The following is a 21,875-nucleotide window of genomic DNA, read 5'->3' as shown; positions in this document are numbered from 1 at the left end:
AGCGTAGCTATTGATATCCCAGGCTCGACGACAGGCAGCTTCATGTTCGACCGCACACTCGACGAAACGACCGGCCCGAGGCGCCGCATTGCGGTCGTCGGCGCGGGCATATCGGGTCTGTCGGCCGCCTGGTTGCTGTCACGCCGCCACGAGGTCGTGCTGTTCGAAGCGGAAGCCCGCCTCGGCGGCCATTCGTGCACGGTCGAGGCGCCGTCGCCGGACGGACCCGTCGCGGTGGACACCGGCTTCATCGTCTACAACGAGCCCAACTATCCGAACTTCACCGCCATGCTCGACTGCCTCGGCGTCGAGAGCAAGGCGGCCCATATGTCGTTCGCGGTCTCGATGGACGCAGGCGGATTCGAATACTCCAGCCACGGCGCGCGCGGCCTTTTCGCCCAGAAACGCAACCTCGCCAGCCCCCGCTTCTGGGGCATGCTGATGGACCTGAAGCGGTTCCACCGGACGGCGGAGGGCGACCTGGCTGAACTGGACGGGTCGCTGTGCTCGCTCGGTCGCTATCTTGACGACCGCAAATACGGGCAGGCGTTCCGCGATCTCCATCTCCTGCCCCAGGCGGCGGCGATCTGGTCATCCACCCCGGGCCAGATGACGGACTATCCGGCAGCCGCCTTCATCCGCTTCTATCGCAATCACCGCCTGCTCGAGGTCGACATGGAGCCGACCTGGCGCACGGTCGCGGGCGGCAGCATCCGCTATGTCGAGGCCCTGGCCGCGGACTTCCGGGGCCAGATCCGGCTGAACGAGCCGGTGTCCCGCATCGAACGCAGCCCGGACGGCGCGACCTTGTACACAGGCCAGGGCGCGGAGCGGTTCGACGCAGTCGTCCTGGCCGTCCACTCCGACCAGGCCCTGGCCCTGCTGGCCGAGCCGGGCGCGGACGAGCGCCGCCTGCTGCAGCCCATGGCCTACGGCCGCAACCGCGTCGTCCTGCATCGCGACCGCAGCTTCATGCCTCGCCGCCGCAGCGCCTGGGCCGCCTGGAACTATGTCGGCGCCGGCCGGGCCGATGCCGCAAGCGCCGCCAGCGTCACCTACTGGATGAACCTGTTGCAGGGTCTCTCAGGCCCGGAGCTGTTCGTCACCCTGAACCCCGAACGCGACCCCGATCCGTCGCTCGTGCTCGCGGACCGAGACTTCGACCACCCCATCTTCAACGCGGCGGCGATGGAGGCCCAGCGCGGCCTCGGCGCGCTTCAAGGACGGAACAACACCTGGTTCTGCGGCGCCTGGTTCGGGTCGGGCTTCCACGAGGACGGGCTGCAGGCCGGCCTCGCCGTCGCAGAAGACATCGGCGGCGTCCGCAGACCCTGGAACGTGCAGAACGAGAGCGGCCGCATCCCCCTGCCCGTCCCCGCCGTCGAGACCCTGGCCGCCTGATGTCGGAGGGCCTGCGATCCGGGATCTACACAGGGCCGGTCTTCCACCGCCGTCTGCGTCCCCGCGTCCACGCCCTGCGCTACCGCCTGTTCATGCTGCTGGTTGATCTCGACGAATGGGACGCTCTGGTCGGCCGGCTCCGCTGGCTCGGCGCGGGACGGTTCGGCCTGATGAGCCTGCGCCAGAGCGATCACGGCGACGGCTCCGAAACCCCTCTGAAGGTGCAGATCGAACAACGGATGCGTGACGCGGGCCTCGCCACCGGTGGCCGGGTCCAGCTGCTGACCCTGCCCCGTATCCTCGGCTACGGCTTCAATCCGCTCAGCGTCTATTACTGTCACGCCGACGACGGACGGCTCAGCGCCATTCTCTATGAGGTGTCCAACACCTTCGGCGGCCGCCACTCCTATCTGATGCCGGTCGGCGCCGCCTCGGGGCGAGTGCGTCAGGCGGTGGGCAAGGCCTTCCACGTCTCGCCCTTCATGGACATGGACCTGACCTACCGGTTCGAGGTCGATCCGCCAGAGGGCATCGAGGCCGAAACGACCCGCGTCTCCATCACAGTCGATGATGCCGACGGTCCGATGCTGCTGACCGGCTTCTCGGGTCTGCGTTCCGAGATAACCGACGCCAATCTGCGCCGCGCCTGGCTCAGCCATCCCCTGCTAACGCTCAAGGTCATCGCCGGCATCCACTGGGAGGCGATCCGCCTTCTGCTCAAGGGTCTGCGCCTGCGCGGCGGGGTCACGCCCATCCATCCCGTCACGGTCGGGGGACCGTCAGAAACCTCCACCGGAGCCCGACATGCCTAGATACGCCCTGCCACTCGCGGCCGCTTTCATGCTGATGATCGCCACCGCCGCATCCGCCCAGGCGCCCGAGCCGCGCCGCACGATCGACCTGGATCGCTTCATGGGACGCTGGCACGAGATCCTGCGCACTCCGAACGATCACCAGCGCGACTGCTGGGCCGCAAGCCAGGTCTGGAGCCGCCGTGCGCCGAACGACTTCTCGATCAGCCAGACCTGTCGCCGCGGCGCCCGCGACGGTCGGGTCACGACGATCAACACGCGCGCCCGCGTCACCGACACCACGACCAACGCCAAGTTCGAGGCCAGCTTCTTCGCCGGCCTGATCCGCCAGCGCTACTGGGTCATCGACGTGGCCCCCGACTACAGCTGGATGATCGCCACGACGGCCGACGGCCAGTTCCCGGCCCTGCTGTCGCGCAGCCCGACCATGAGCGCCGCCGAACAGACCCGGCTGCGCAATCGCATGGTCGAGCTCGGCCTGCCGACCCGCCAGCTGATCCAGCGCTGAACCCAAGGAAGACACCCCATGAGCCTCCTCGCCCAACGCGTGAACAAGCTTCAGGACGCGCCCTTCCCTGACTTCATCACCCGCCCGGCCATCGCTCTTCTGGTCGCGACCGCGCGCAAGACCTACGCCTCCGCCCCCGAGGATGAGGCCGGGTTCGCCCGCGAGATGGCCGAACGCCCGGTCGCAGAGCACACGGACGCCGCCAACCAGCAGCACTACGAACTGCCGGCGCGGTTCTTCCAGCTTTGCCTCGGCGCGCACCGGAAATACTCCAGCTGCTTCTACGAGACGCCGGACGCCTCGCTCGACGCCGCCGAGGCCTCGGCGCTGCGGATCACCTGTGAACACGCCGACCTGAAGGACGGGCAGGCGATCCTGGAGCTCGGCTGCGGCTGGGGGTCTTTGTCCCTCTGGATGGCCGAGCACTACCCGGCCTCAACGATCACCGCCGTCTCCAACTCCCGCAGCCAGAAGGTCTTCATCGACGCCCAGGCCGCCGCCCGAGGCCTCACCAACCTGACCATCGTCACCGCGGACATGAACGTCTTCGATATCGACCGGACCTTCGATCGGATCGTCTCGGTGGAGATGTTCGAGCACATGGCCAACTGGCGCGCCTTGCTGACCCGGACCCGGACCTGGCTGAAGCCGGACGGCCGCATGTTCCTGCACGTCTTCAGCCACATCGACGCCCCCTACCGGTTCGAGGTCTCGGACGACGCGGACTTCATCGCCCAGCATTTCTTCACCGGCGGGGTGATGCCCAGCCATAACCTGATCCGCCAGTATGCCGACCTGTTCGAGGTCGAGCAGGACTGGCGCTGGAGCGGGACCCACTACCAACGCACGGCCGACGACTGGCTCGCCAATTTCGACGACAACGTCGAGGAAATCCGGGGCCTGATGAAAGACGTCTACGGCGCCGACCACGCCCTGTGGATGCGACGCTGGCGCCGGTTCTTCATGGCCACCGCCGGCCTGTTCGGCGACAGTGACGGAACGGTCTGGGGCGTCAGCCACTACCGGCTCAAGGGAGTCTGATCCAATGCGTTACTTCGCCGCCTTCGGGGCATCGGCCATCGTCATGCTGGTGCTCGACGCGGTCTGGCTGACGATGATGGGCGACCGCCTCTATCGCCCGGTGCTCGGCGACTGGATGCGTCGCGACGTCAACTGGCCGCCCGCCGTGGCCTTCTACCTGCTGTTCCTGTTCGGCGTGACCTTCCTGGCGACCGTTCCGGCGCTCCAGCAGGGCTCATGGCAGCGTGCGGCGATCAACGGCGCCGTCTTCGGCCTCGTGGCCTATGCCACCTACGACCTGACCAATGAGGCGACCCTGACCCGCTGGTCGACGACCATCACCCTGGCCGACATGGCCTGGGGCACATTCCTCGCGACCACAGCGGCGCTGGCCGGCTATTTCGGATCGCGCTGGCTGGTGCGCTGACCACAACCTCCGGCACAACGTGCCTTCAAGGTTACGGATAACAATGATCGCGGCCCCGCTCATTGCACCATACTGAAGTTTCAGTTTAGCTTCACACTGCCGATCGAGGCAGTCGAGCATCGCCACCAATGGCGAGCCAGGGAGGGAAACATGGGACGATATCAGTGGACGAGGACGCGCGCCTCGCATCTAGCAATCATGGCCGGGCTCGGCCTGCTGGCGTCGGGGGGCGCCGCAGCGGCCCAGGATCAGGCGACCAACACCGTCGACGACATCATCGTCACCGCCCAGAAGCGGGAGCAGAACCTGCAGGACGTGCCTGTGGTGGTCACCGCCCTGTCTGAAGAGCTGCTTCAGGACGCAGGCGTTCGCGACATCAAGGAACTGACCATCCTGACCCCGGGCCTGACGGTCACCTCGACGTCCAACGAGGCGATCACCACGGCCCGCATCCGTGGCGTCGGCACCGTCGGCGACAACCCCGGTCTGGAGTCATCGGTTCTGGTGACGATCGACGGCGTCTATCGCCCCCGCAACGGCGTCGGCTTCGGCGATCTCGGCAACCTGCAGCGCATCGAAGTGCTGAAAGGCCCGCAAGGCACTCTGTTCGGCAAGAACGCCTCGGCGGGCGTGCTGAACATCCTCACTGAAACGCCGTCCTTCGACTTCGGGGCGGAAGGCGAACTGACCGCCGGCAACTACGGCCAGATGGGGGCCTCGGTCTATGTCACCGGCCCCGTCATGGAAGACGTCCTGGCCGGCAGCGTCTATTTTGCGACGCGCCAGCGCGACGGCTTCCTCGATGTGACCACCGGGCCCGGGCCCCGGACCCTGAACGAGGATGTGGACCAGAACTTCTGGACCGGTCGCGGCCAGCTGCTGTGGCAGCCGACTGACACCTTCTCCGGCCGGTTCATCGCCGACTACTCGAAGCGTGACGAAAACTGCTGCTCCGCCACCCAGCTCTTTGTCGGCGGCTCGGCCACGTCCCGCGCCGTCCTGCTGAACCTCGTGCGGCCCGGCGCGGTCGATACGGTGGCGACGCCCTACGATCGCAACGCGCGCGCAAACCGCGATACCGCCCAGAATATCGAGGACCAGGGCGTGTCGGCCGAGTTCAACTTCGACCTGACGCCGGAAATCTCCCTCACCTCGATCACCGCCGCGCGCTCGTGGCGGACCGAGAACGGCCAGGACAGCGACTTCACCGCCGCCGACATCGCCTGGCGCCCGACGAACGGCGCCAACTTCACCGAGATCGGGCAGTTCTCCCAGGAACTCCGGATCGCGGGTTCGAGCGAGAACGTCGACTGGCTGCTGGGCGGCTTCTACGCCAAGGAAGACCTCACGGCGGGCTTCCAGCTTCTCTACGGAACCGACTACTACGCCTACATCGCGGGTCGTCTGCTCGGCGGCGCGCCGGCCCTGATCGGCCTGACCGCGGCGAACATCTTCCAGGCCGGAAACGGCAGCCGTGACAGCTACGACCAGTCGACCGAAAGCTGGGCGCTGTTCGCCGACAACACGCTTCGCTTCAACGACCGGTTATCGCTGAACATCGGGGCGCGCTGGACCAATGACGAGAAGTCGCTGAACTCCATCTACCGGACCACGGGCTCGTCCTGCGATCAGGCGGAAGGCGCCCTGCCGACCCTCATCGGCGCGGTCGGCGCGGCGGCCGCGACCCAGATCGCGGGCACCCTGTGCCTGAACAACGAGAACAACGACTTCGATGACTTGGGCCCGACGAACCAGCAGCGAGCCGAGGACGCGGTCACCGGCACGATCAAACTGAAGTACGACGTGACGGACGACGCCATGGTCTACGGGTCCTATGCCCGGGGCTTCAAGGCGGGCGGCTTCAACCTCGATCGCGAACAGGCCATCGTCATCCTGCCGTCCGGCCTGCCGAACTTCACCGCCGACCGCGATACCGAGTTCCGTGGCGAGTACGTCAACGCCTTCGAACTGGGCGCCAAGCTGCGGCTGTTCTCGAACTCGCTGCTGTTCAACATCGCTGGATTCCACCAGACGTTCGACGACTTCCAGCTGAACACCTTCGTCGGCACGGCCTTCATCGTGGAGACCCTGCCGGAGGTCATCTCCAGGGGCTTCGACGCCGACTTCGTCTGGGCGACCCCGCTCGACGGCCTGACCTTCCAGGGCGGCGTGACGCGGGCCGAGACCACGATCAGCACCTTCACGGCGTCCCAGCTTCTGGTCGCCAGCCGCTTCAACAGCCTGCGCCGCCTGCCCGGCGCCCAGCTGTCGTTCGCGCCCGAGACCTCCGCCACCCTGGCGGCGAGCTATGAGCACGACATGGGCGCCGGCCTGATGTTCCGGAGCAATGTGTCCGCAAAATACACGTCGGAATACAACACGGGCTCGGACCTGCATCCTTCGAAGGCCCAGGACGCCATGACCCTGGTCAATGCGCGGATCGGCATCGGCTCCGAGAGCGGGCGCTGGATGCTCGAGGCCTGGGCCCAGAACCTGACCGACGTCGACTATCTGCAGGTCGGCTTCAACGGGCCGTTCCAGGTGGACGAGAACAACGACGCGATCAGCATCTACGACGCCTTCCTCGGCGCCCCGCGTACCTACGGCGTCACCCTACGGCTCACCTACTGATCCCGAGCCCACTCCAGCCGCCCCGGTCGCAAGGCCGGGGCGGCTTTTTTGCGCCCGCCGGACACCCCGCCGGTGACGCTCTCCCCCGATGACGCTAGGGAAGGTCATGCCCCCGCCGACCGCAAGGACGAAGCCTCGAACCAGTCGCGAGGACCGCACCGCGCAGATCCTGCAGGTCGCGGCCTTGCTGATGCTGGAGCGTGGTCTCAAGGGCATGACCCAGGCCGATGTCGCCGAACGCGCCGGCATGAAGGCCACCAACCTCACCCACTATTTCCGCAAGAAGGAAGACATCGCCTTCGCCTGCCTGTCCCGTACGATGGACCATATCGAGGCGCGGATCGAACAGGCCGAGCGTGAACCGGACGCCCCCGCCAGGGTCTCGACCTTCATCCGCCTGGCCATCGAACATGAGAAGGGCGTGCGCGAGAAACGCGTTCCCGCCCTCGCGCCCCTCTCTGATCTCAGAGCCATGAGCGAGCCCGGACAGGGTCTGCTCGTCGCCCGTTTCATGACCCTGTTCAACAGGGTGAAGGGCTTCTTCCCTGCGGTCGAGGATGAGACCGGGCGCGCCTTGCGGACCGCCAGAACCCACGTCCTGATCGAGGTGCTGCTATGGCTGCCCGCCTGGATCCTTCGCTACAGCGCCTCCGACTACGACCGGGTCCACCACCGCATCGTGGAGATCCTCACCCACGGCCTGTCGGCGGGATCGCCCTGGGCGCCGCTGCAGGTCGATGCACGTGACGTCGGGATGGAGGATGGCGCCGCGCGGCGGGGCTTCCTGATGGCGGCCACACGACTGATCAATCAGCGCGGATATCATGGCGCCTCCGTCGATCTGATCGTGTCCGAAGCCAGGGTCACCAAGGGCAGTTTCTACCACCACCTGGAGGCCAAGGACGATCTCGTGACCGCCTGTTTCCTGGACAGTCTGGCGACGATCTCGAGAGCCCAGCACCGGACCGACGACATGGCCGGAACGCACCTTCAGAAACTGCAGTCGGCGGTCGCCGCCCTGCTGGAGCTGCAGCTTTCCGATGGCGACCAGTTGCTGCGGACCAGCGCGCTGCAGGGCATGCCGACCGACGTCCTGCGCGCGGCGCTCGATCGCTCCTACCGCGCAGCCGGGCGTTTCGCGGACATGGTCATCGACGCCATGAGCGAGGGTTCGGTCCGGGCCGTCGACCCCGTGGTGGCCAGCCAGATGCTGATGGCGGCCATCAACGGCGCCTACGAGCTTCGCGGCTGGGCCGGGAAGCTCGGACGCTCAGACGCCGTTGAGATCTACGCGTCCACCCTGTTCGACGGGCTTTTCGCCGAGGCTACGCCGCCAGGGCGATGAAGCGGCGCAGGTGCTGTTCGACGCTGCCCAGCTGGATCTCGAGGACCGAGGCGCGCCGGAAATAGTGGCTCAGCGCCAGCTCATCGGTGACCCCGATGCCGCCGTGGGTCTGCACCGCGTTCTGGCCCACGAACCTCAGCGCCCTCGACACCCCGACCTTGGCGGCGGACACGGCCCGCCCCCGCTCTGGCGCCGGCTCGTCCAGCTTCAGCGTCGCCATATAGGTCAGCGAGACCGCCTGCTCGACGGCCATGAACATGTCCACCAGCCGGTGCTGCAGCACCTGGAACTCCCCGATCGGCCGCCCGAACTGCTTGCGCTGTTTGACGTAGTCCAGCGTCTGCCCGTGAAGTTCGCGCAGCACCCCGACCGCCTCGGCGCACAGGGCCGCCACCGCCTCGTCCATCACGGGCGCGATCAGCGCATCGAACGCCTCGCCCTCGACGCCCAGCAGCGCGTCGGCCGGCAGCGCCAACCGCTCCAACACCACCTCGCCCGCATGCCGGTCGTCCACAGTCGGATAGCCCCGCACCGACAGCCCGTTGTCCTTGTGCGCAGCGACCTCGATAAGGAACAGGCTCAAACCCGCCGGATCGCTCGCCTCGCCGCCAGACGTCCGCGCGCTGACGATCAGATGCGTGGCCCAGGGCGCGGCCGAGACCACCGCCTTGGCCCCCGACAACACCCAGCCGTCCCCGCTCCGCTCCGCTGTCGTCGCGACCGACAGCAGGGCGTGGCGGCCCTGAGGCTCCCCGTGGCCGAAGGCGACGACCGCCGTCCCCTCGACGATGCCCTGCAATACCGCGTCAGCCCGTTCGCCGCCCGCCCGTTTCAGCAGGCCGACGCCGACGACCGCCGTCTCCATCAGCGGTTCGACAATCAGCGCCTTGCCTGCCGCCTCCATCAGGATCATCGCCTCGACCGGTCCGCCGTCCAGACCGCCGACGGCCTCCGGAGCCAGCGCCCCCAGGATGCCCAGTTCATGGGCGAACCCGGCCCAGACGTCGGCGCTCCAGCCCGCTTCCGACGCTACAATCGCCTTGCGCGCCTCGAACCCGTAGTTCGCCGACAGATAGCCCGACAGGGAATCCGCCAGCATCGACTGCTCTTCGCTCAGATCGAAATTCATCTCAGAGCCCCAGGACCAGTTTGGCGATGATGTTGCGCTGGATCTCGTTGGACCCGCCGTAGATCGAGGTCTTGCGCACGTTGAAATAGGTCGGCGCCGCGCGACCCGCGTAGTCCGGCCCGACCGGCCCGGCATTGCCCAGCCCCCGCGCGTCCGGCAGGCCGTAAGGCCCGACCGCCTCAAGCGCCAGTTCCGTCAGCCGCTGCTGGATCTCCGTCCCCTTGATCTTCAACAGCGACGATTCAGGCCCCGGCCCCCTGCCCGCGCTCTGTCGCGCCAGCGACCTCAGCTCGGTGTATTCGAGCGCCAGCAGATCGATCTCCAGCTCCGCCAGCTTCGCGGCGAAGCCCGGATCGTCGGCGATCCCCTCCTTCACCGCGATCTTCCGCACCTTCTGCAGCGCCCGCTTGGAGCCCGACACATTGGCGATATTGGTCCGCTCGTGCGCCAGCAGGAACTTGGCGCAGGTCCAGCCCTCGTTCTCGTTGTGGATCCGGTTCTCGACCGGGACGCGGACGTCCTCCAGCCAGACCTCGTTGACCTCGTGGCGGCCGTCCATGGTGATGATCGGCCGCACCGTCACGCCCGGGCTCTTCATGTCGATCAAGAGGAAGCTGATGCCCATCTGGGGCTTGGCGGTCACATCGGTGCGAACGAGGAAGAAGCCCCAGTCGGCGTACTGAGCCAACGTCGTCCACGTCTTCTGGCCGTTGACGACATAGTGGTCGCCCGCCTCGTCCGTCCCCCGCACGGCCCGCGTCGTCAGACTGGCCAGGTCCGATCCGGCGCCCGGCTCGGAATAGCCCTGGCACCACCAGATATCGCCTGCCAGCGTCGGCGGCAGCCAGCGCGCCTTCTGCTCGGCCGTGCCGAACGTATAGACCACCGGCGCCACCATCTTGAGACCGAACGGCAGGATCGGCGCGGTGTCGGCGGAGGCCAGTTCCTCCGCCAGCAGGAATTTCTGCACGTCGCTGAGACCCGGCCCGCCATGTTCAACCGGCCAGCCCGGCGCGACCCAGCCCTTCTTCGCCATGACGCGGTGCCAGGCCAGATAGTCCTCCTTGTCCAGGTCGATACCGGCATCCTGCTTGGCGCGGATGCCGGCCGGATAGTCCGAGGCGATGAAGGCCCGGACCTCGTCGCGGAAGGCGACGTCCTCGGGCGAGAAGTCGAGATTCATGCGTCGGTCTCCGAAGTCAGCATCGCCTTGAGGTCGTTCTTCAGCACCTTGCCGGCGGCGTTCCTCGGCATGGGCTGGTCCAGCACATAGATGTCCACGGGTCGTTTGAAGGCCGCGAGACGGCCTGCCGTCAGATTGCGCAACGCCTCGACATCGACCGTCTTGCCCGGAGCCACCGACACGAAGGCCACCGGCTCCTCGCCCAGAACCGGATGAGGCTGCGCCACCAGAGCGACCTCGGCCACGCCCGGATATTCGAACAGGATGGCCTCGACCTCCTGGCAGTAGATGTTCTCGCCGCCCCGGATGATGATGTCCTTCTTGCGATCGACGATGAAGCAGAAGCCCTCGTCGTCCACCTTTGCCAGATCACCGGTCCGCACCCAGCCGTCGACAAAGGTCTGGGCTGTCTCCTCGGGTCGGTTCCAGTAGCCGCGCACGATGTTCGGACCATAGGCCAGCAATTCGCCGACCTCGCCGGTCGGAACCTCCCGCCCGTCCGCATCGACGATCCTGATCTCCCCGACCGGGATCGGCGGGCCGCAGCTGTCGGGACGGTTCAGATAGTCCTCGCCCAGATGGTGGGTGTGGGTCGCCGAGGTCTCGGTCATGCCCCAGCCCGAGCCCGGCCGGCCCGTGGTCTTCTTCGCGATCTCCCCAACCAGGGCGCTCGGCGCCGCCGCCCCGCCGTAGGCGACCAGCTCCAGCGACGACAGGTCGTATTTGGCTCGATCCGGATGCTGCAGCAGCTGGATCGCCACGGTCGGCACCCCGCCGATGGAGTTGATCCGCTCGCGTTCGATCAGCATCAGCGCCTCGCCCGCATCGAACCGGCGCTGGCAAACCAGCCTGTGACCGATGACGAGCGCCGGCAGCAGCACGGCGTTGCACCCCGTCGTGTGGAAAAAGGGGATGGAAACGAGTCCGACCTTCTGTGGCGCCCCCGGGTCCATCTGCGGCGGCGCCTCGCCCCGCCGGACATAGCTGCGGCTCAGCGAGAACAGGCCGGCGACCAGACTGCACGCGGCATTCCGATGTGTGCCCAGCGCACCCTTCGGCAGACCCGTCGTGCCCGAGGTGTAGAAGATGGTCGCCGCATCCTCAGGCCCCATCGCAACGCCCGGCATGACCCCCTCAGGCAGGTCCGCCCAGGTTCCGGACGCGCCGATCACGGACTCCAGCGTGGTCACCCGCGTGTCGGTCGGCGCAGCTGTCGTCCGGCTGGCGAAGACTCGCTTCAGATCCGGCAGACCGTCCAGCGCCGGCTGGATCAGCGCCAGCCTTTCGGCGTCGACCACCGCGACCTTGCTGCCCGAATCCTTCAGCCCGAACGCCAGCTCCTCGGCGCTCCACCAAGCGTTCAGCGGCGTCACGACCGCGCCCAGCAGGGCCGCGCCGAAGAAGGCGACCGGCCATTCCGGCAGGTTCCTCATGACCACGGCCCCACGGTCCCCCGCGACGACGCCCGAAGCCTTCAGTTCGGCGGCGAAGGCCAGGGTCGCACGCGCGAAGGCCTCGAAGGTCACCCGTTCGTCGCCATAGACGATGAAAGTCTTCGCCCCATGCGCCCGTCCGGCGAGAAAGCTGTGCATCAGGGTCGGCGGCGCGTTCTTCCACGCCTTCACCAGTCGGCCGTCGATCTCCACCGTCTCGATCTCGAACAGCGTCCCCGCCTGGGTCAGCAGGGCCGTCGCCTCGGCGAGGCTCACGGCGGGCCAGCCGGCGGGGACAGGCGAGGTCGGATCGACCGCGTCGTTCATGGATGCTTCCTCGGTATGGCCGCTTGAGCGGCTCTCAACTGTGACGCCAGATCAGAGACCCCGGCCGAGGCGAAGATGCGGCGACCGAGGCCGATGCACAACCTATCTGATCGGCGTTCAGGTTTGCACCATACCGAATCTTCAATCAAGCGCGTCCTCCTGCCTGCATGTCGAGCGCCGCGTTAACGTGACATCCACGGGGCCTGTGCAGACTGTCGTTATGACAAGCGCCATCGATATCGGCCGGGCGACGGCGCTTTCCGACGCGGGCGAGACCGCCGCGCGGCTCGACGCGCCGGGCCTGCAGGCTCTGGCCGCCCGGTCCGTGTCCACATCGAAGGCCGACGGGGCCGCGCGACGCGGACCCTTTCGTCCCGAGGTCTGGCTGAACGCACGCCAGCGTCACGCCTCGCGCCTGGCGGTCCACTGGTTCCGCAGCGCAGACGTCGCCGCGGTCTCGATCATCACCGTCGCCATGGTCTGGGCCATGACGCCCGGCGGCCTGCTCGCCGCGCCCCTGTCGGCCGCCCTGCCGCTGGTCGTCGGCGCCGTGGTCGTGCTCGGCCTGATGCGGTCTCTGGGTCTCTACCGGTTCGCACGGGGTCAGAAGACGCCCCTGCATCTCGCGACTGTCGCGGGCCTGGCCCTGATGGGCGGCGGCGCGGCAGTTCTGCTGGACGCCATCCTGGCAGGCGGCGCGATCCTGTCCGCCTACATCATCTGGACCGCCCTGATCACCGTCAGCCTCTACGTCCTGCACATGGGCTGGAGCGACCTCGTCGCCGGCTGGCGCGCCAAGGGCGCCCTGACGCCGAACATCGTCCTGGTCGGCGCCACCCGCCACGCCGAGACCCTGATCAAGGACGCGCTCCAGCGCCGCGACATCAATGTGCTGGGCGTGTTCGACGACCGTCTGGCCCGTTCGCCCGACAGTGTGGTCGGCGTGCCCGTGCTCGGCGACGCCGAGGCCCTGATGACGCACCGGATGACCCCCTATGTCGACAGGATCGTCCTCGCCATCGACCCCAGGGCCGAGAAGCGCGTCCGCGAACTGACCGCCCGCCTGTCCGCCCTGCCCAACGAAGTCACCCTGCTGGTCGATCCCGTGGACGAGCATGAGCGCAGCGCCGCCCTGGATCGTCTGGCCAGCGCGCCCCTCGCCTCGCTCGACGGCCGCGTCGACGACGACCGCCGCGCCTTCAACAAGCGGATCCAGGATCTGGTCATCGGCTCGGTCGCCCTGATCCTGCTGGCGCCCGTCATGGCCCTGACGGCGCTCGCCATCCGTCTCGACAGCCCCGGCCCGATCTTCTTCCGCCAGCGTCGCCACGGCTTCATCCACGAGGAGATCGTGGTCTGGAAGTTCCGCTCGATGCGTCAGGAGGCCGCCGACGCCACCGCCAGCCGTCAGGTCACCACCGACGACGACCGCGTCACCCGCGTCGGCAAGATCATCCGCTCGACCAGCCTCGATGAATTGCCCCAGATCTTCAACGTGCTGAAGGGCGAGATGTCGCTGGTGGGCCCCCGCCCCCACGCCATCGGTATGAAGACAGGCTCGGTCGAGTCTGCCCGCCTCGTCGCCGAATACGCCCACCGCCACCGCATGAAGCCCGGCATGACCGGCTGGGCCGCCATCAAGGGCTCGCGCGGCCCTCTGCACTCGGCCCAGGACGTCCGTCGCCGGGTCCAGCTCGACATCGAATACATCGAGCGTCAGTCCCTGTGGCTCGACCTCTGGATCATGCTCGTCACCGTCCCCGTCCTGCTGGGCGACAGAGCCGCGATCCGCTGATGTTCTGGCGCGGCGTCTGGGGCTATCTGCCCGCCAACATCATCCAGGGCCTGGTCGGTTTCGGGGCCATCGTGGTCTTCACCCGCCTGCTGTCGGCCGAGGACTTCGGCCGCTACGCCATCGCCTTCTCGATCATGACGCTCGTCCACGTCGCGACCTTCAGCTGGCTTGAGGCCGCCATGGCGCGCTTCTGGGCCGCCGAGGAAGGCCAGTCCCTGGCCGACCATTTCCTGACCCTCTACCGCACCGCCGCCGTCATGAGCGTCGCAGCCCTGCCGCTGGCCGCCCTGCTGCTCTGGTTCGCACCGATCGGCCCGGGGCTGAAGCTGGCCATCGCCGCCGGCCTCGTCGGCATCCCCATCCGCTGCCTCGCCAAGCTTGCGCAGGAGCGATACCGCGCCTCGGGGGAGGTGACCAAATCCGCCGGCATGGACATCGCCGTCACCCTCGGAGGCTTCGCCATCGGGGCCTTCTGCGCCTTCCACGGCGTCGGCGCGGCCTCCCCCCTGATCGGTATCGCCGTCGGCCCCCTGCTGGTCCTGCCCTTCGTCCTGCCGAACGAACTGAAACAGGCGCGCGGCGGCGTCCTCTATCGCGACCGTCTCGGCTCCTACGCCCGCTACGGCTACCCCATCGCGGCGGGGCTCGGCCTGTCGCTGATCATGGCCTCTACCGACCGGTTCCTGCTCGAGATCTACATGGGTCCGGCGGCGGTCGGCGCCTATCACGCCGGCTACAGCCTGGCGAACCGCACCCTTGACGTCCTGTTCATCTGGCTAGGCGCCGCCGGCACGCCCGCCCTGATCATGGCGTGGGAGCGGGGCAGCCGGGAGGCCTTCATGAAGGCCGCCCGCGAACAGGCCTCGACCTTCATCCTGATCGGCCTGCCCGCCGCTGTCGGCGTGGCCCTCGTCGCGCGTCCGCTGGCCGACTTCATGATCGGCGAGGACCTGCGCTCCGTCGCCGCCTCCGTCACGCCCTGGATCGCCCTGTCGGCCTTCCTGTCCGGCTCGACCGCCTACTACCTCAGCCAGTCCTTCGTTCTGGGCCGCCGCACCGATCGCCTGCTTCTGACCCTGTGCATCCCGGCGGGCGCGAACGTGATCCTCAACCTGATCCTCGTCCCGATCATGGGCGTCCACGGGGCCGCCATCGCCACGGCCACCAGCTTCGGCATCGGCGTCCTGGCGTCCATCGGCATGGGTCGTTCGATCGTCCAGATGCCCATCCCCTGGGACACCCTGGCCCGCTGCGGCGTCGCCTGTGCCGCCATGGCCGCCGCCGTCCTGCCGCTTCCGGCCCTCGGCGGCGTCGCTGAACTGATCCTCAAGGCCGGGGTCGGCGCGGTCGTCTACGGTGTTGTCGCGATGATCCTGAACGCCGCCGGGGTCCGTGACCTCGCCACCCGCCTGATCGGCGCCCGCCTGTCCCGGAGAGCGACCGCATGAGCCGTCCCGTCATCACCGACAACGCCAGACGACGCGGCGCGAAACCCGCCGTCTCGGTCCTGATCCCCTTCCTGCGCGACGACCCGTCAGAACTGCTCCAGCTCCTCGACGAGGAGGCCGGCGCCGTGGATCGCGCGGTCGAGGTCATCGTCATGGACGACGGCACCAACGACCCCGACCTGACCGCCCGCCTGCAATCGCAGATCAAGGCGATGGCCCTCCCCGCCCGCCTCATCACCCTGAAAGCCAACGAAGGCCGCTCGAAAGGCCGCAACCGCCTCGCCGACGCCGCGCGCGGCGGTTCGCTGCTTTTCCTCGACAGCGACATGCGTCCCGACCACCGCCGCTTCCTGTGGACCTGGGCCGAACTGGTCGCGCGCGAGGACCCGGCTGTCGCCTTCGGCGGCTTCTCGCTGCTGCAGGCCCCGACCGACGCCCGCTTCCAGGTTCACCGCTCCATGGCCGCAAAGAGCGACTGCGTTCCGTATCAGGAGCGCGCCCGCACGCCGGAGAAATACGTCTTCACCTCCAACCTGCTGGTCCGCCGCGACGTGTTCGAGGCCGAAACCTTCGATTCCGAATTCTCCGGCTGGGGCTGGGAGGACGTCGAATGGGCCATGCGCGTCTCGCGCCGCTTCACCGTCGTCCATGTCGACAACCCGGCCACCCACATGGGTCTGGATACGGTCGAGACCCTCGCCGGGAAATACGAACAGTCCGCCGGCAATTTCGCCCGCGTCGTCGCCCGCCATCCCGACATCGTCGGGACCTACCCCAGCTACAAGGCCGCCCGCCTGCTCAAGAAGGTCCCGGCCATCGGCGCCATCCGCCCCTGGATCAAACGCGCCGCGACCACGACCTGGATGCCGACAAAAGCCCGCGCCTTCTCGCTCCGCCTCTACCGCGCCGCCCTCTACGCCGGAGCCGTGTGATGCAGCCCGTGTCGGTCATCGTGCCGACCATGCGCCGCCCGGAGAGCCTGGAGCGGGCGCTGCGCTCCCTGTTCGCCCAGACCGCGCCGATGGCCTCCATCGTCGTCGTCGACAACGACCCGGCGGGTACGGCGCGGGACACGGTCGCCCGGCTCACGCCCCAAAGTCCCTGCCCGCTGATCTATCGCCACGAGCCGCGTCCCGGCGTCGCCACAGCCCGCAACGCCGGTCTGTCGATGACCGATGCCCCCCTGATCGCCTTCCTCGACGATGACGAGGCCGCCTCGCCCGGCTGGCTGGCCGCCCTCCTCGCCGCCCTCGACCAGACCCGGGCCGACGTCGTCTTCGGCCCCATCGCCGGTCGCGTCCCCGACGGCACGGGCTGGGCCAGACCTTATCTGGAGGCCTTCTTCGGTCGCGAAGGCCCGGCGACGACCCGGCGCATCGACAAGCCCTGGGGCTGCGGCAACTCCCTGATGATCCGCGCCACGGCCCTGCCCGGCCCCGCCCCGTTCGACGCCTCGGCCGACCAGTCCGGCGGTGAGGACGACGCCCTGTTCGCGGCCCTCGGCGCGCGCGGCGGGACCTTCGGCTGGGCCGCCGACGCCTGGGTCGACGAGTTCGCCCCGCCCCACCGCGCCACCATGCGCTACGCCCTGTCGCGCGCCTTCGCCTACGGTCAGGGGCCCAGCCAGACCGCCGCCAAGGCCCGGAACTGGCCCGGCGTCGCCCGCTGGATGATCGTCGGCGCCGTGCAGGCCCTTGTCTGGGGGATCGCCGCCATCGGCCTCACGGTCATCGCCCATCCGTCGCGCGCCCGCATGATGGACAGGGCTGCACGCGGTCTCGGAAAGATCTTCTGGATGAAGGGGTTCGAGCCCCACTTCTACGGCGCGCGCGAACTCGCCCGCCTGAACCGGGTCAGCCCGTCAGCCGCCTGAGGAAGGCCGGCGGCGTATAGGTCGAGCGGTTCACGACCACCCCCGCGATCCGCCCGCCGACCGACTCGATCTCGTCCCTCAGGATCACCGGCTCGTTCGCCGCCGTGCTCTCCGCCGCCACGATCAGCACCGTCGCGTCGACGAAAGGAGCCAGCATGATCGCCAGATCGCTGCGATCCGCCGCCGGGGCGTCGATCACCACCGTATCGGCGTGTTTGCGCATCGCGTCCCAGTAGCGAGGATCCGACAGGGGCTCGGCCCTCTGCCCCGACCGCAGTATCTCGGCCCGAAACCGCGTGATCCAAAGCCGCCCGCCGAGGCAGGGCCGCGCCGTCATGAGCCGCGCCGGCGCGATCGGCTTCTGGTCGCGGCCCATGACCGGCGGCGTCACCGCGAAGAAGCTCGACCCGTTCGGCGATGAGGCAGCCGCGGCCCCCAGCCGTCCGAACCGCTCGGGCTCAGAGGCCACGGCTTCCTGTTGCGAAGGCTGGGCCAGGTCGGCGTCGATCAGCCAGACGGGCTTTCTCGCCCGCACCGCCGCCAGCCGCGCGAACTCCCGCGCGACCGTCGAGGCGCCCTCTCCGGTATTGGCGCAGGCGAACTGGATGACCCGTCCACGGTGAGCGGGGGCCGATCCCAGCGCGGCCCAGAGGCCCGCCATTTCTGATGTGAGATCGACCATACGAATCGGTTACGCGCTGCAACTTGGCCCGAAGGCTAACACGACGATCTCAGTGGGCCTTCATCGGGGCGACAGCGAGAACGGGCATCTCAAGCGTCCGCCCGGCGATCGCCGGCGTCGCATAGCCCCGCCGCGTGAACACCCGCAGCAGGCCGACGCACAGGGCCGTGAAACCGGCGAACAGGATGACCAGGGCCAGCAGGGGCAGCTTCATGCTGGTCCCCCGCGTCGGCGCCGCCGCCCGTTCGATGACCCGCACATTGTCCGCCCCGGCGGCCACCAGTCCGTTGTCGGCCCGGCTCTGCGTCTCGCGCTGCTGGAACTCCCGGATCGAGGCGGTCAGCACATCCCGGTTGGAGGTCAGGGTGGAGTTCTGGGACTCCTCGCGGGTCAGTTGCGCCTGTCGATCGAGAATCTCGGCCAGTTGCCTGTTCACCGACGACAACCGCGCGCTCAGCGAATCCCGCTCGGCCTGGGTCGTGATCCGCGTCGTCTCCAGTTCGGTCCAGACCGGGTTTGGCCCAAGGCGCACTTCCTTGGCCCCCACCGTGGTGCCGGAGGCGACGTACTCCTGCAGGCCTGCGATCCGGGCCTCGATGTCCAGGATTGGCTGGCTGTCCGGCTGATAGCGGGCCAGCAGTTGCTCGCGCTCGGTCCGCAGTTGCAGGATCTGGTCGTTGGCCGAAACGTTCAGGTCCTGCTGCAGGGTCACTTCCGCGGGCGTCCGTTCCTGCTGCGCCTCCAGCGTTTGCAGCCGCCGTGCCGCCTGGTTCAGCTGGTTCTCGACCGAGAACTTCTCCGTCAGGGTCGACTGATAGGTCGCCGCCAGCGCCGCCTTGGTCGCCGCGAAGTCGCCGATGTCGTTGGTGGCCAGAAACTGCTCATAAGCGCGGTCGACCTCGGCCAGCTCGTCCTCGAACACCCGACGCTGCGTCTGGATGGCGGGGGTGGAGCGGTCCTGGAACACCTCGCGGCGGTAGATCAGATACTGGTCGATGATCGCGTTCAGCACCCGCGCCGACTTCTCGGCGCTGTCGCTCTCGAAGCCCAGACCGATCGTCGCGCCCTGCGGGGTGGTCGAAATGCTCAGCCCGTCGTTGATGAACTTGATCGCGTCGCCTTCCTGCTTGGCGACGGGATCGGTCGAGACCTTGCCCGGCTTCTGGAAGAACGGCAGGCCCAGCGCCCGCACGGCCCTCAGCTTGACTTCCCGCGTGCCGATGATCCCGGCCTCGGCCTGCGCCACCTCGCCGACGGCGGGCGGCTGCGACTGGCGATCCGCCAGCCCGCCCACGCGCGGCTGATAGACATATTCCTGACCGGCGTTGACCAGCAGGCTCGCCCCGGCCGTGTAGGTCTTCTTCAGGGTCATCACGGCCGCGGCGCCGAGGGCCGCCACCAGCACGAACACCAGGATCATCACCAGCAGCTCGCGGAACAGCAGGCCGATCACATCGAACAGCCCGTAGCGCGGTCGCGCCGAGACATAGGCTGTCGTAGAGGCCGAACGCATGGGAACTGGCGAATCCGTCGCAGAGTGAACCGTCTCCGATCCTTCGCCTGTCCGCGTTAACCATCCATTACCCATAACTGGCGAGGGTCACCCTATGTTCGATCGGCGTCAGATTCTTTGGACCATGGGCGCTGCCCTCCTGGCCTCCTCGGCCGCCGGCTGCGCCTCGGGCCAGGCGACGCCGCGCAGTCAGAGGGTCGAACGGGCCGATTTTAACGACATCGCCTTCGCCGACTGGACCGAGGCCGAGCCGGAATATCTGCTCTATCCGGGCGACGAGATCGAGGTTGCGACGCCGACGGCGACGGAGCTGACGCGCACCCTCCGGGTCGGACCGGACGGACGGATCGCCCTGCCTCTGATCGGTCAGGCCATGGCGGCGGACCGGACCCTGGCGGAACTCGAATACGAACTCTCTTCGGCCTATGCGTCACAGCTGGTGCGACCGGTGGTCGAGGTGACGCTGAAGACGGCCGGTCCGATGAAGGTCTGGGTGGCCGGCGAGGTTCGCACCCCCGGCGTCTACGACCTGATCGGCGACAGCGACGCCTATCAGGCCATCGTCCAGGCCGGCGACTTCCTGCCGAGCGCGCGGTCGCAGCAGGTGGCTCTTATCCGTCGTGGCCCCGGCGGCGTGCGGATGATGCGGGTGGTGGATCTGCGGCCTCGCCGCGGAGAGGTCCTGGCCCTGCGGCGCGGCGACATCCTGTTCGTGCCGCGCTCGACCCTGGGGGAGCTGGCCAATTTCTTCACCCAGGTCCGCAACGCCCTGCCGATCGGGTTCAACTATTCGATCAACGGCCAGTACCAGCAGTTCTAGATTGGCGACGCCGTTCTAGGAAAAAAGTCTCTGGTTGCCCTTGCGATGGGCATTGACAGCCCCATGTCCGAGGCTGGTCTTTGAAAAGTCGATCACGGGCGCCGCCACGCTCGAAACGAATCCGGCAATTGGCCTCGAGTCCAGGTCGTCCTCACACGCGATCTGTCGAAATTTCAATGCGATCGCGCCGAAATCTCCCCGATTTGGACTCTCTGGACTATCTGGACTCCGTTTTTCGGAGTCCAATACGTCGCGGAACCCTCAGGCCGCCAGCTTGACCACGCCGGCGTCGATGTAGCGACGGGCGGCGCGCTGGGCCTCGGCGATCTCGTCGCGTTCCATCTCTTCGGACATCTCGCGGCGATAGACCCGGGCTTCGATCGAGCCCTTCATGGCCGCCAGGTTGAAGATCATGTGAGCCGAGACTCGGTCCATCGGGCAGCCGCCCGATCCCGACGAGTACATCATGCCCAGCCGGAACAGGGCGTCGCCGTCCATGTCGGCGGTGGGCAGGGGCAACGGGGCCGCTTCGACCTCGTTGTGCAGTTCCGGCGCGGTTTCTTGCGCGTTCATCACGGTCGTCCTTTGCGATGGCGGACGTCCGTTCTGGACCCGCCCTTCGATACGCGATCAAATACCCCCGGTTTGAAGTTAAAGTTAACAACGCCGGGAGCCGCAAAGTCTTTTCAGTAAAGGGAAAATGAATACTCCACAGTCGATTCAGACCTGCGAAATATACCGTCAAGACGGCGTTTACCGACCTTCTTGAAAGCCTAACGCGCGCGCTGTCCGAAGAGGACCTTACGCGCCTCTTCCGCCGCCTTGCCGGAGGCCGCCAGGTTCCGCCGCATCTCCTCGCCCAGCGCCCGGCCCGCCTTCACCGCCGGCCGCGCCCCGACCCGCTCCATCCAGGCCGCCAGGTGCGGGAAATGGGCCAGGTCCTGCCCCTGATGCCCGGGCAGCACCCACGGCCAGGCCGCCATGTCGGCGATCGAATAGTCGCCCGCCAGATACTCCCGATCCTCCAGCCGCCGATCCATGACCCCGTAAAGGCGATGCGTCTCATCGGTGTAACGGCGGACGCCATAGGCGATCTGGCGCTGATCCTTGATGATTGCCGGGGCGTACTGGCGGAAATGGTGGGTCTGGCCCGCCATCGGCCCCAGCCCCCCGACCTGCCAGAACAGCCACTGGTCGATCTCGACCCGGGCCCGGACATCGGTCGGATAGAACTGGCCCGACTTGTTGCCGAGATACTGCAGGATCGCCCCGCTCTCGAAGATCGACAGCGGCGCGCCGCCCGGTCCGTCGGGATCGATGATCGCCGGCATCCGGCCATTGGGACTGATCGCCTGGAACGCGGGCGTGAACTGTTCGCCGATGCCGATGTTCACCGGCTTCAGCTCATAGGCCAGCCCCATCTCCTCCAGGGCGATGGAAACCTTCCAGCCGTTGGGCGTGGGCCAGTACCAGAGCTCGATCGGGGCGGTCATGGCGGCGGTCTCCTGCGGTCAGGTCAGGGGTCTGT

At 67.8% G+C, this 21,875-nt stretch carries 19 protein-coding genes; 12 read left to right on the top strand and 7 right to left on the bottom strand.

What is annotated here, in order from left to right:
* Positions 1-42: 42 nt before the first annotated feature.
* The 7 genes from ACW17Y_RS05110 (at position 43) to ACW17Y_RS05080 (ending at position 8,144) form a co-directional block, all read left to right on the top strand.
* The gene (locus ACW17Y_RS05110; RefSeq protein ID WP_492037692.1) at positions 43-1,401 is read left to right on the top strand and encodes an NAD(P)/FAD-dependent oxidoreductase; all 1,359 of its coding nucleotides are present in this window, start codon (positions 43-45) and stop codon (positions 1,399-1,401) included.
* Positions 1,401-2,213 (top strand): DUF1365 domain-containing protein, encoded by an 813-nt coding sequence (locus tag ACW17Y_RS05105; RefSeq protein ID WP_492037691.1) that lies wholly within the window; start codon positions 1,401-1,403, stop codon positions 2,211-2,213. Before ACW17Y_RS05110 ends, ACW17Y_RS05105 begins: the two co-directional genes overlap by 1 nt.
* Positions 2,206-2,721: a lipocalin family protein gene (locus tag ACW17Y_RS05100; protein WP_492037690.1), complete on the top strand. Its 516-nt coding sequence runs from the start codon at positions 2,206-2,208 to the stop codon at positions 2,719-2,721. Before ACW17Y_RS05105 ends, ACW17Y_RS05100 begins: the two co-directional genes overlap by 8 nt.
* A gap of 18 nt (positions 2,722-2,739) precedes the next feature.
* Entirely contained in the window at positions 2,740-3,762 is a 1,023-nt protein-coding gene (locus tag ACW17Y_RS05095; RefSeq protein ID WP_492037689.1) for an SAM-dependent methyltransferase, read from the top strand.
* Between the two features lie 4 nt (positions 3,763-3,766).
* Positions 3,767-4,168 carry a DUF2177 family protein gene (locus ACW17Y_RS05090; RefSeq protein WP_492037688.1) on the top strand — a complete coding sequence of 134 codons (402 nt, stop codon included), beginning with the start codon at positions 3,767-3,769 and terminating at the stop codon, positions 4,166-4,168.
* Positions 4,169-4,366: 198 nt separating this feature from the next.
* Positions 4,367-6,799, top strand: a complete 2,433-nt coding sequence (locus ACW17Y_RS05085; protein WP_492037687.1) for a TonB-dependent receptor — start codon at positions 4,367-4,369, stop codon at positions 6,797-6,799.
* A 106-nt stretch (positions 6,800-6,905) separates the two neighbouring features.
* Positions 6,906-8,144, top strand: a complete 1,239-nt coding sequence (locus tag ACW17Y_RS05080; protein ID WP_492037686.1) for a TetR/AcrR family transcriptional regulator — start codon at positions 6,906-6,908, stop codon at positions 8,142-8,144.
* Here ACW17Y_RS05080 and ACW17Y_RS05075 read toward each other — a convergent pair.
* The 3 genes from ACW17Y_RS05075 to ACW17Y_RS05065 are packed head-to-tail and all read right to left on the bottom strand — an operon-like array spanning position 8,125 to position 12,216.
* Entirely contained in the window at positions 8,125-9,273 is a 1,149-nt protein-coding gene (locus tag ACW17Y_RS05075; protein WP_492037685.1) for an acyl-CoA dehydrogenase family protein, read from the bottom strand. The genes ACW17Y_RS05080 and ACW17Y_RS05075 overlap by 20 nt on opposite strands.
* Position 9,274: 1 nt before the next feature.
* Entirely contained in the window at positions 9,275-10,456 is a 1,182-nt protein-coding gene (locus tag ACW17Y_RS05070; RefSeq protein ID WP_492037684.1) for an acyl-CoA dehydrogenase family protein, read from the bottom strand.
* Positions 10,453-12,216 (bottom strand): class I adenylate-forming enzyme family protein, encoded by a 1,764-nt coding sequence (locus ACW17Y_RS05065; protein WP_492037683.1) that lies wholly within the window; start codon positions 12,214-12,216, stop codon positions 10,453-10,455. The genes ACW17Y_RS05070 and ACW17Y_RS05065 overlap by 4 nt, the downstream gene beginning before the upstream one ends.
* 220 nt (positions 12,217-12,436) lie before the next feature.
* Between ACW17Y_RS05065 and ACW17Y_RS05060 the strand changes: the two genes are divergently transcribed.
* The 4 genes from ACW17Y_RS05060 to ACW17Y_RS05045 are packed head-to-tail and all read left to right on the top strand — an operon-like array spanning position 12,437 to position 17,332.
* Positions 12,437-14,011 (top strand): exopolysaccharide biosynthesis polyprenyl glycosylphosphotransferase, encoded by a 1,575-nt coding sequence (locus tag ACW17Y_RS05060; protein ID WP_492037682.1) that lies wholly within the window; start codon positions 12,437-12,439, stop codon positions 14,009-14,011.
* Positions 14,011-15,459 carry a lipopolysaccharide biosynthesis protein gene (locus ACW17Y_RS05055; RefSeq protein ID WP_492037681.1) on the top strand — a complete coding sequence of 483 codons (1,449 nt, stop codon included), beginning with the start codon at positions 14,011-14,013 and terminating at the stop codon, positions 15,457-15,459. The genes ACW17Y_RS05060 and ACW17Y_RS05055 overlap by 1 nt, the downstream gene beginning before the upstream one ends.
* Positions 15,456-16,391, top strand: coding sequence for a glycosyltransferase family 2 protein (locus ACW17Y_RS05050; RefSeq protein ID WP_492037680.1), 936 nt, complete (start codon positions 15,456-15,458; stop codon positions 16,389-16,391). Before ACW17Y_RS05055 ends, ACW17Y_RS05050 begins: the two co-directional genes overlap by 4 nt.
* Positions 16,391-17,332 (top strand): glycosyltransferase, encoded by a 942-nt coding sequence (locus ACW17Y_RS05045; RefSeq protein ID WP_492037679.1) that lies wholly within the window; start codon positions 16,391-16,393, stop codon positions 17,330-17,332. The genes ACW17Y_RS05050 and ACW17Y_RS05045 overlap by 1 nt, the downstream gene beginning before the upstream one ends.
* Here ACW17Y_RS05045 and ACW17Y_RS05040 read toward each other — a convergent pair.
* Complete coding sequence (locus ACW17Y_RS05040; RefSeq protein ID WP_492037678.1) at positions 17,313-18,014, bottom strand: P-loop NTPase family protein; 702 nt, start codon at positions 18,012-18,014, stop codon at positions 17,313-17,315. The two genes, ACW17Y_RS05045 and ACW17Y_RS05040, sit on opposite strands and share 20 nt — an antisense overlap.
* Before the next feature lie 49 nt (positions 18,015-18,063).
* The gene (locus ACW17Y_RS05035; protein WP_492037677.1) at positions 18,064-19,527 is read right to left on the bottom strand and encodes a GumC family protein; all 1,464 of its coding nucleotides are present in this window, start codon (positions 19,525-19,527) and stop codon (positions 18,064-18,066) included.
* Between the two features lie 124 nt (positions 19,528-19,651).
* Here ACW17Y_RS05035 and ACW17Y_RS05030 point away from each other — a divergent pair, with 124 nt between their 5' ends.
* Positions 19,652-20,347, top strand: coding sequence for a polysaccharide biosynthesis/export family protein (locus tag ACW17Y_RS05030; protein ID WP_492037676.1), 696 nt, complete (start codon positions 19,652-19,654; stop codon positions 20,345-20,347).
* Positions 20,348-20,608: 261 nt separating this feature from the next.
* Here the strand turns inward: ACW17Y_RS05030 and ACW17Y_RS05025 are convergent, their stop codons facing one another.
* Both ACW17Y_RS05025 and ACW17Y_RS05020 read right to left on the bottom strand, forming a co-directional pair.
* A complete protein-coding gene (locus ACW17Y_RS05025) occupies positions 20,609-20,920 on the bottom strand; it encodes a sel1 repeat family protein (protein ID WP_298163465.1) in 312 nt (103 codons plus the stop codon).
* A gap of 200 nt (positions 20,921-21,120) precedes the next feature.
* A complete protein-coding gene (locus ACW17Y_RS05020; RefSeq protein WP_492037675.1) occupies positions 21,121-21,840 on the bottom strand; it encodes a glutathione S-transferase N-terminal domain-containing protein in 720 nt (239 codons plus the stop codon).
* Positions 21,841-21,875 lie beyond the last annotated feature (35 nt).

The sequence above is a fragment of the Brevundimonas sp. AVps7 genome, from assembly GCF_058681545.1.
Note: the sequence above shows the minus strand (reverse complement) of the source record. Positions and strands in the feature narration are given on the sequence as shown.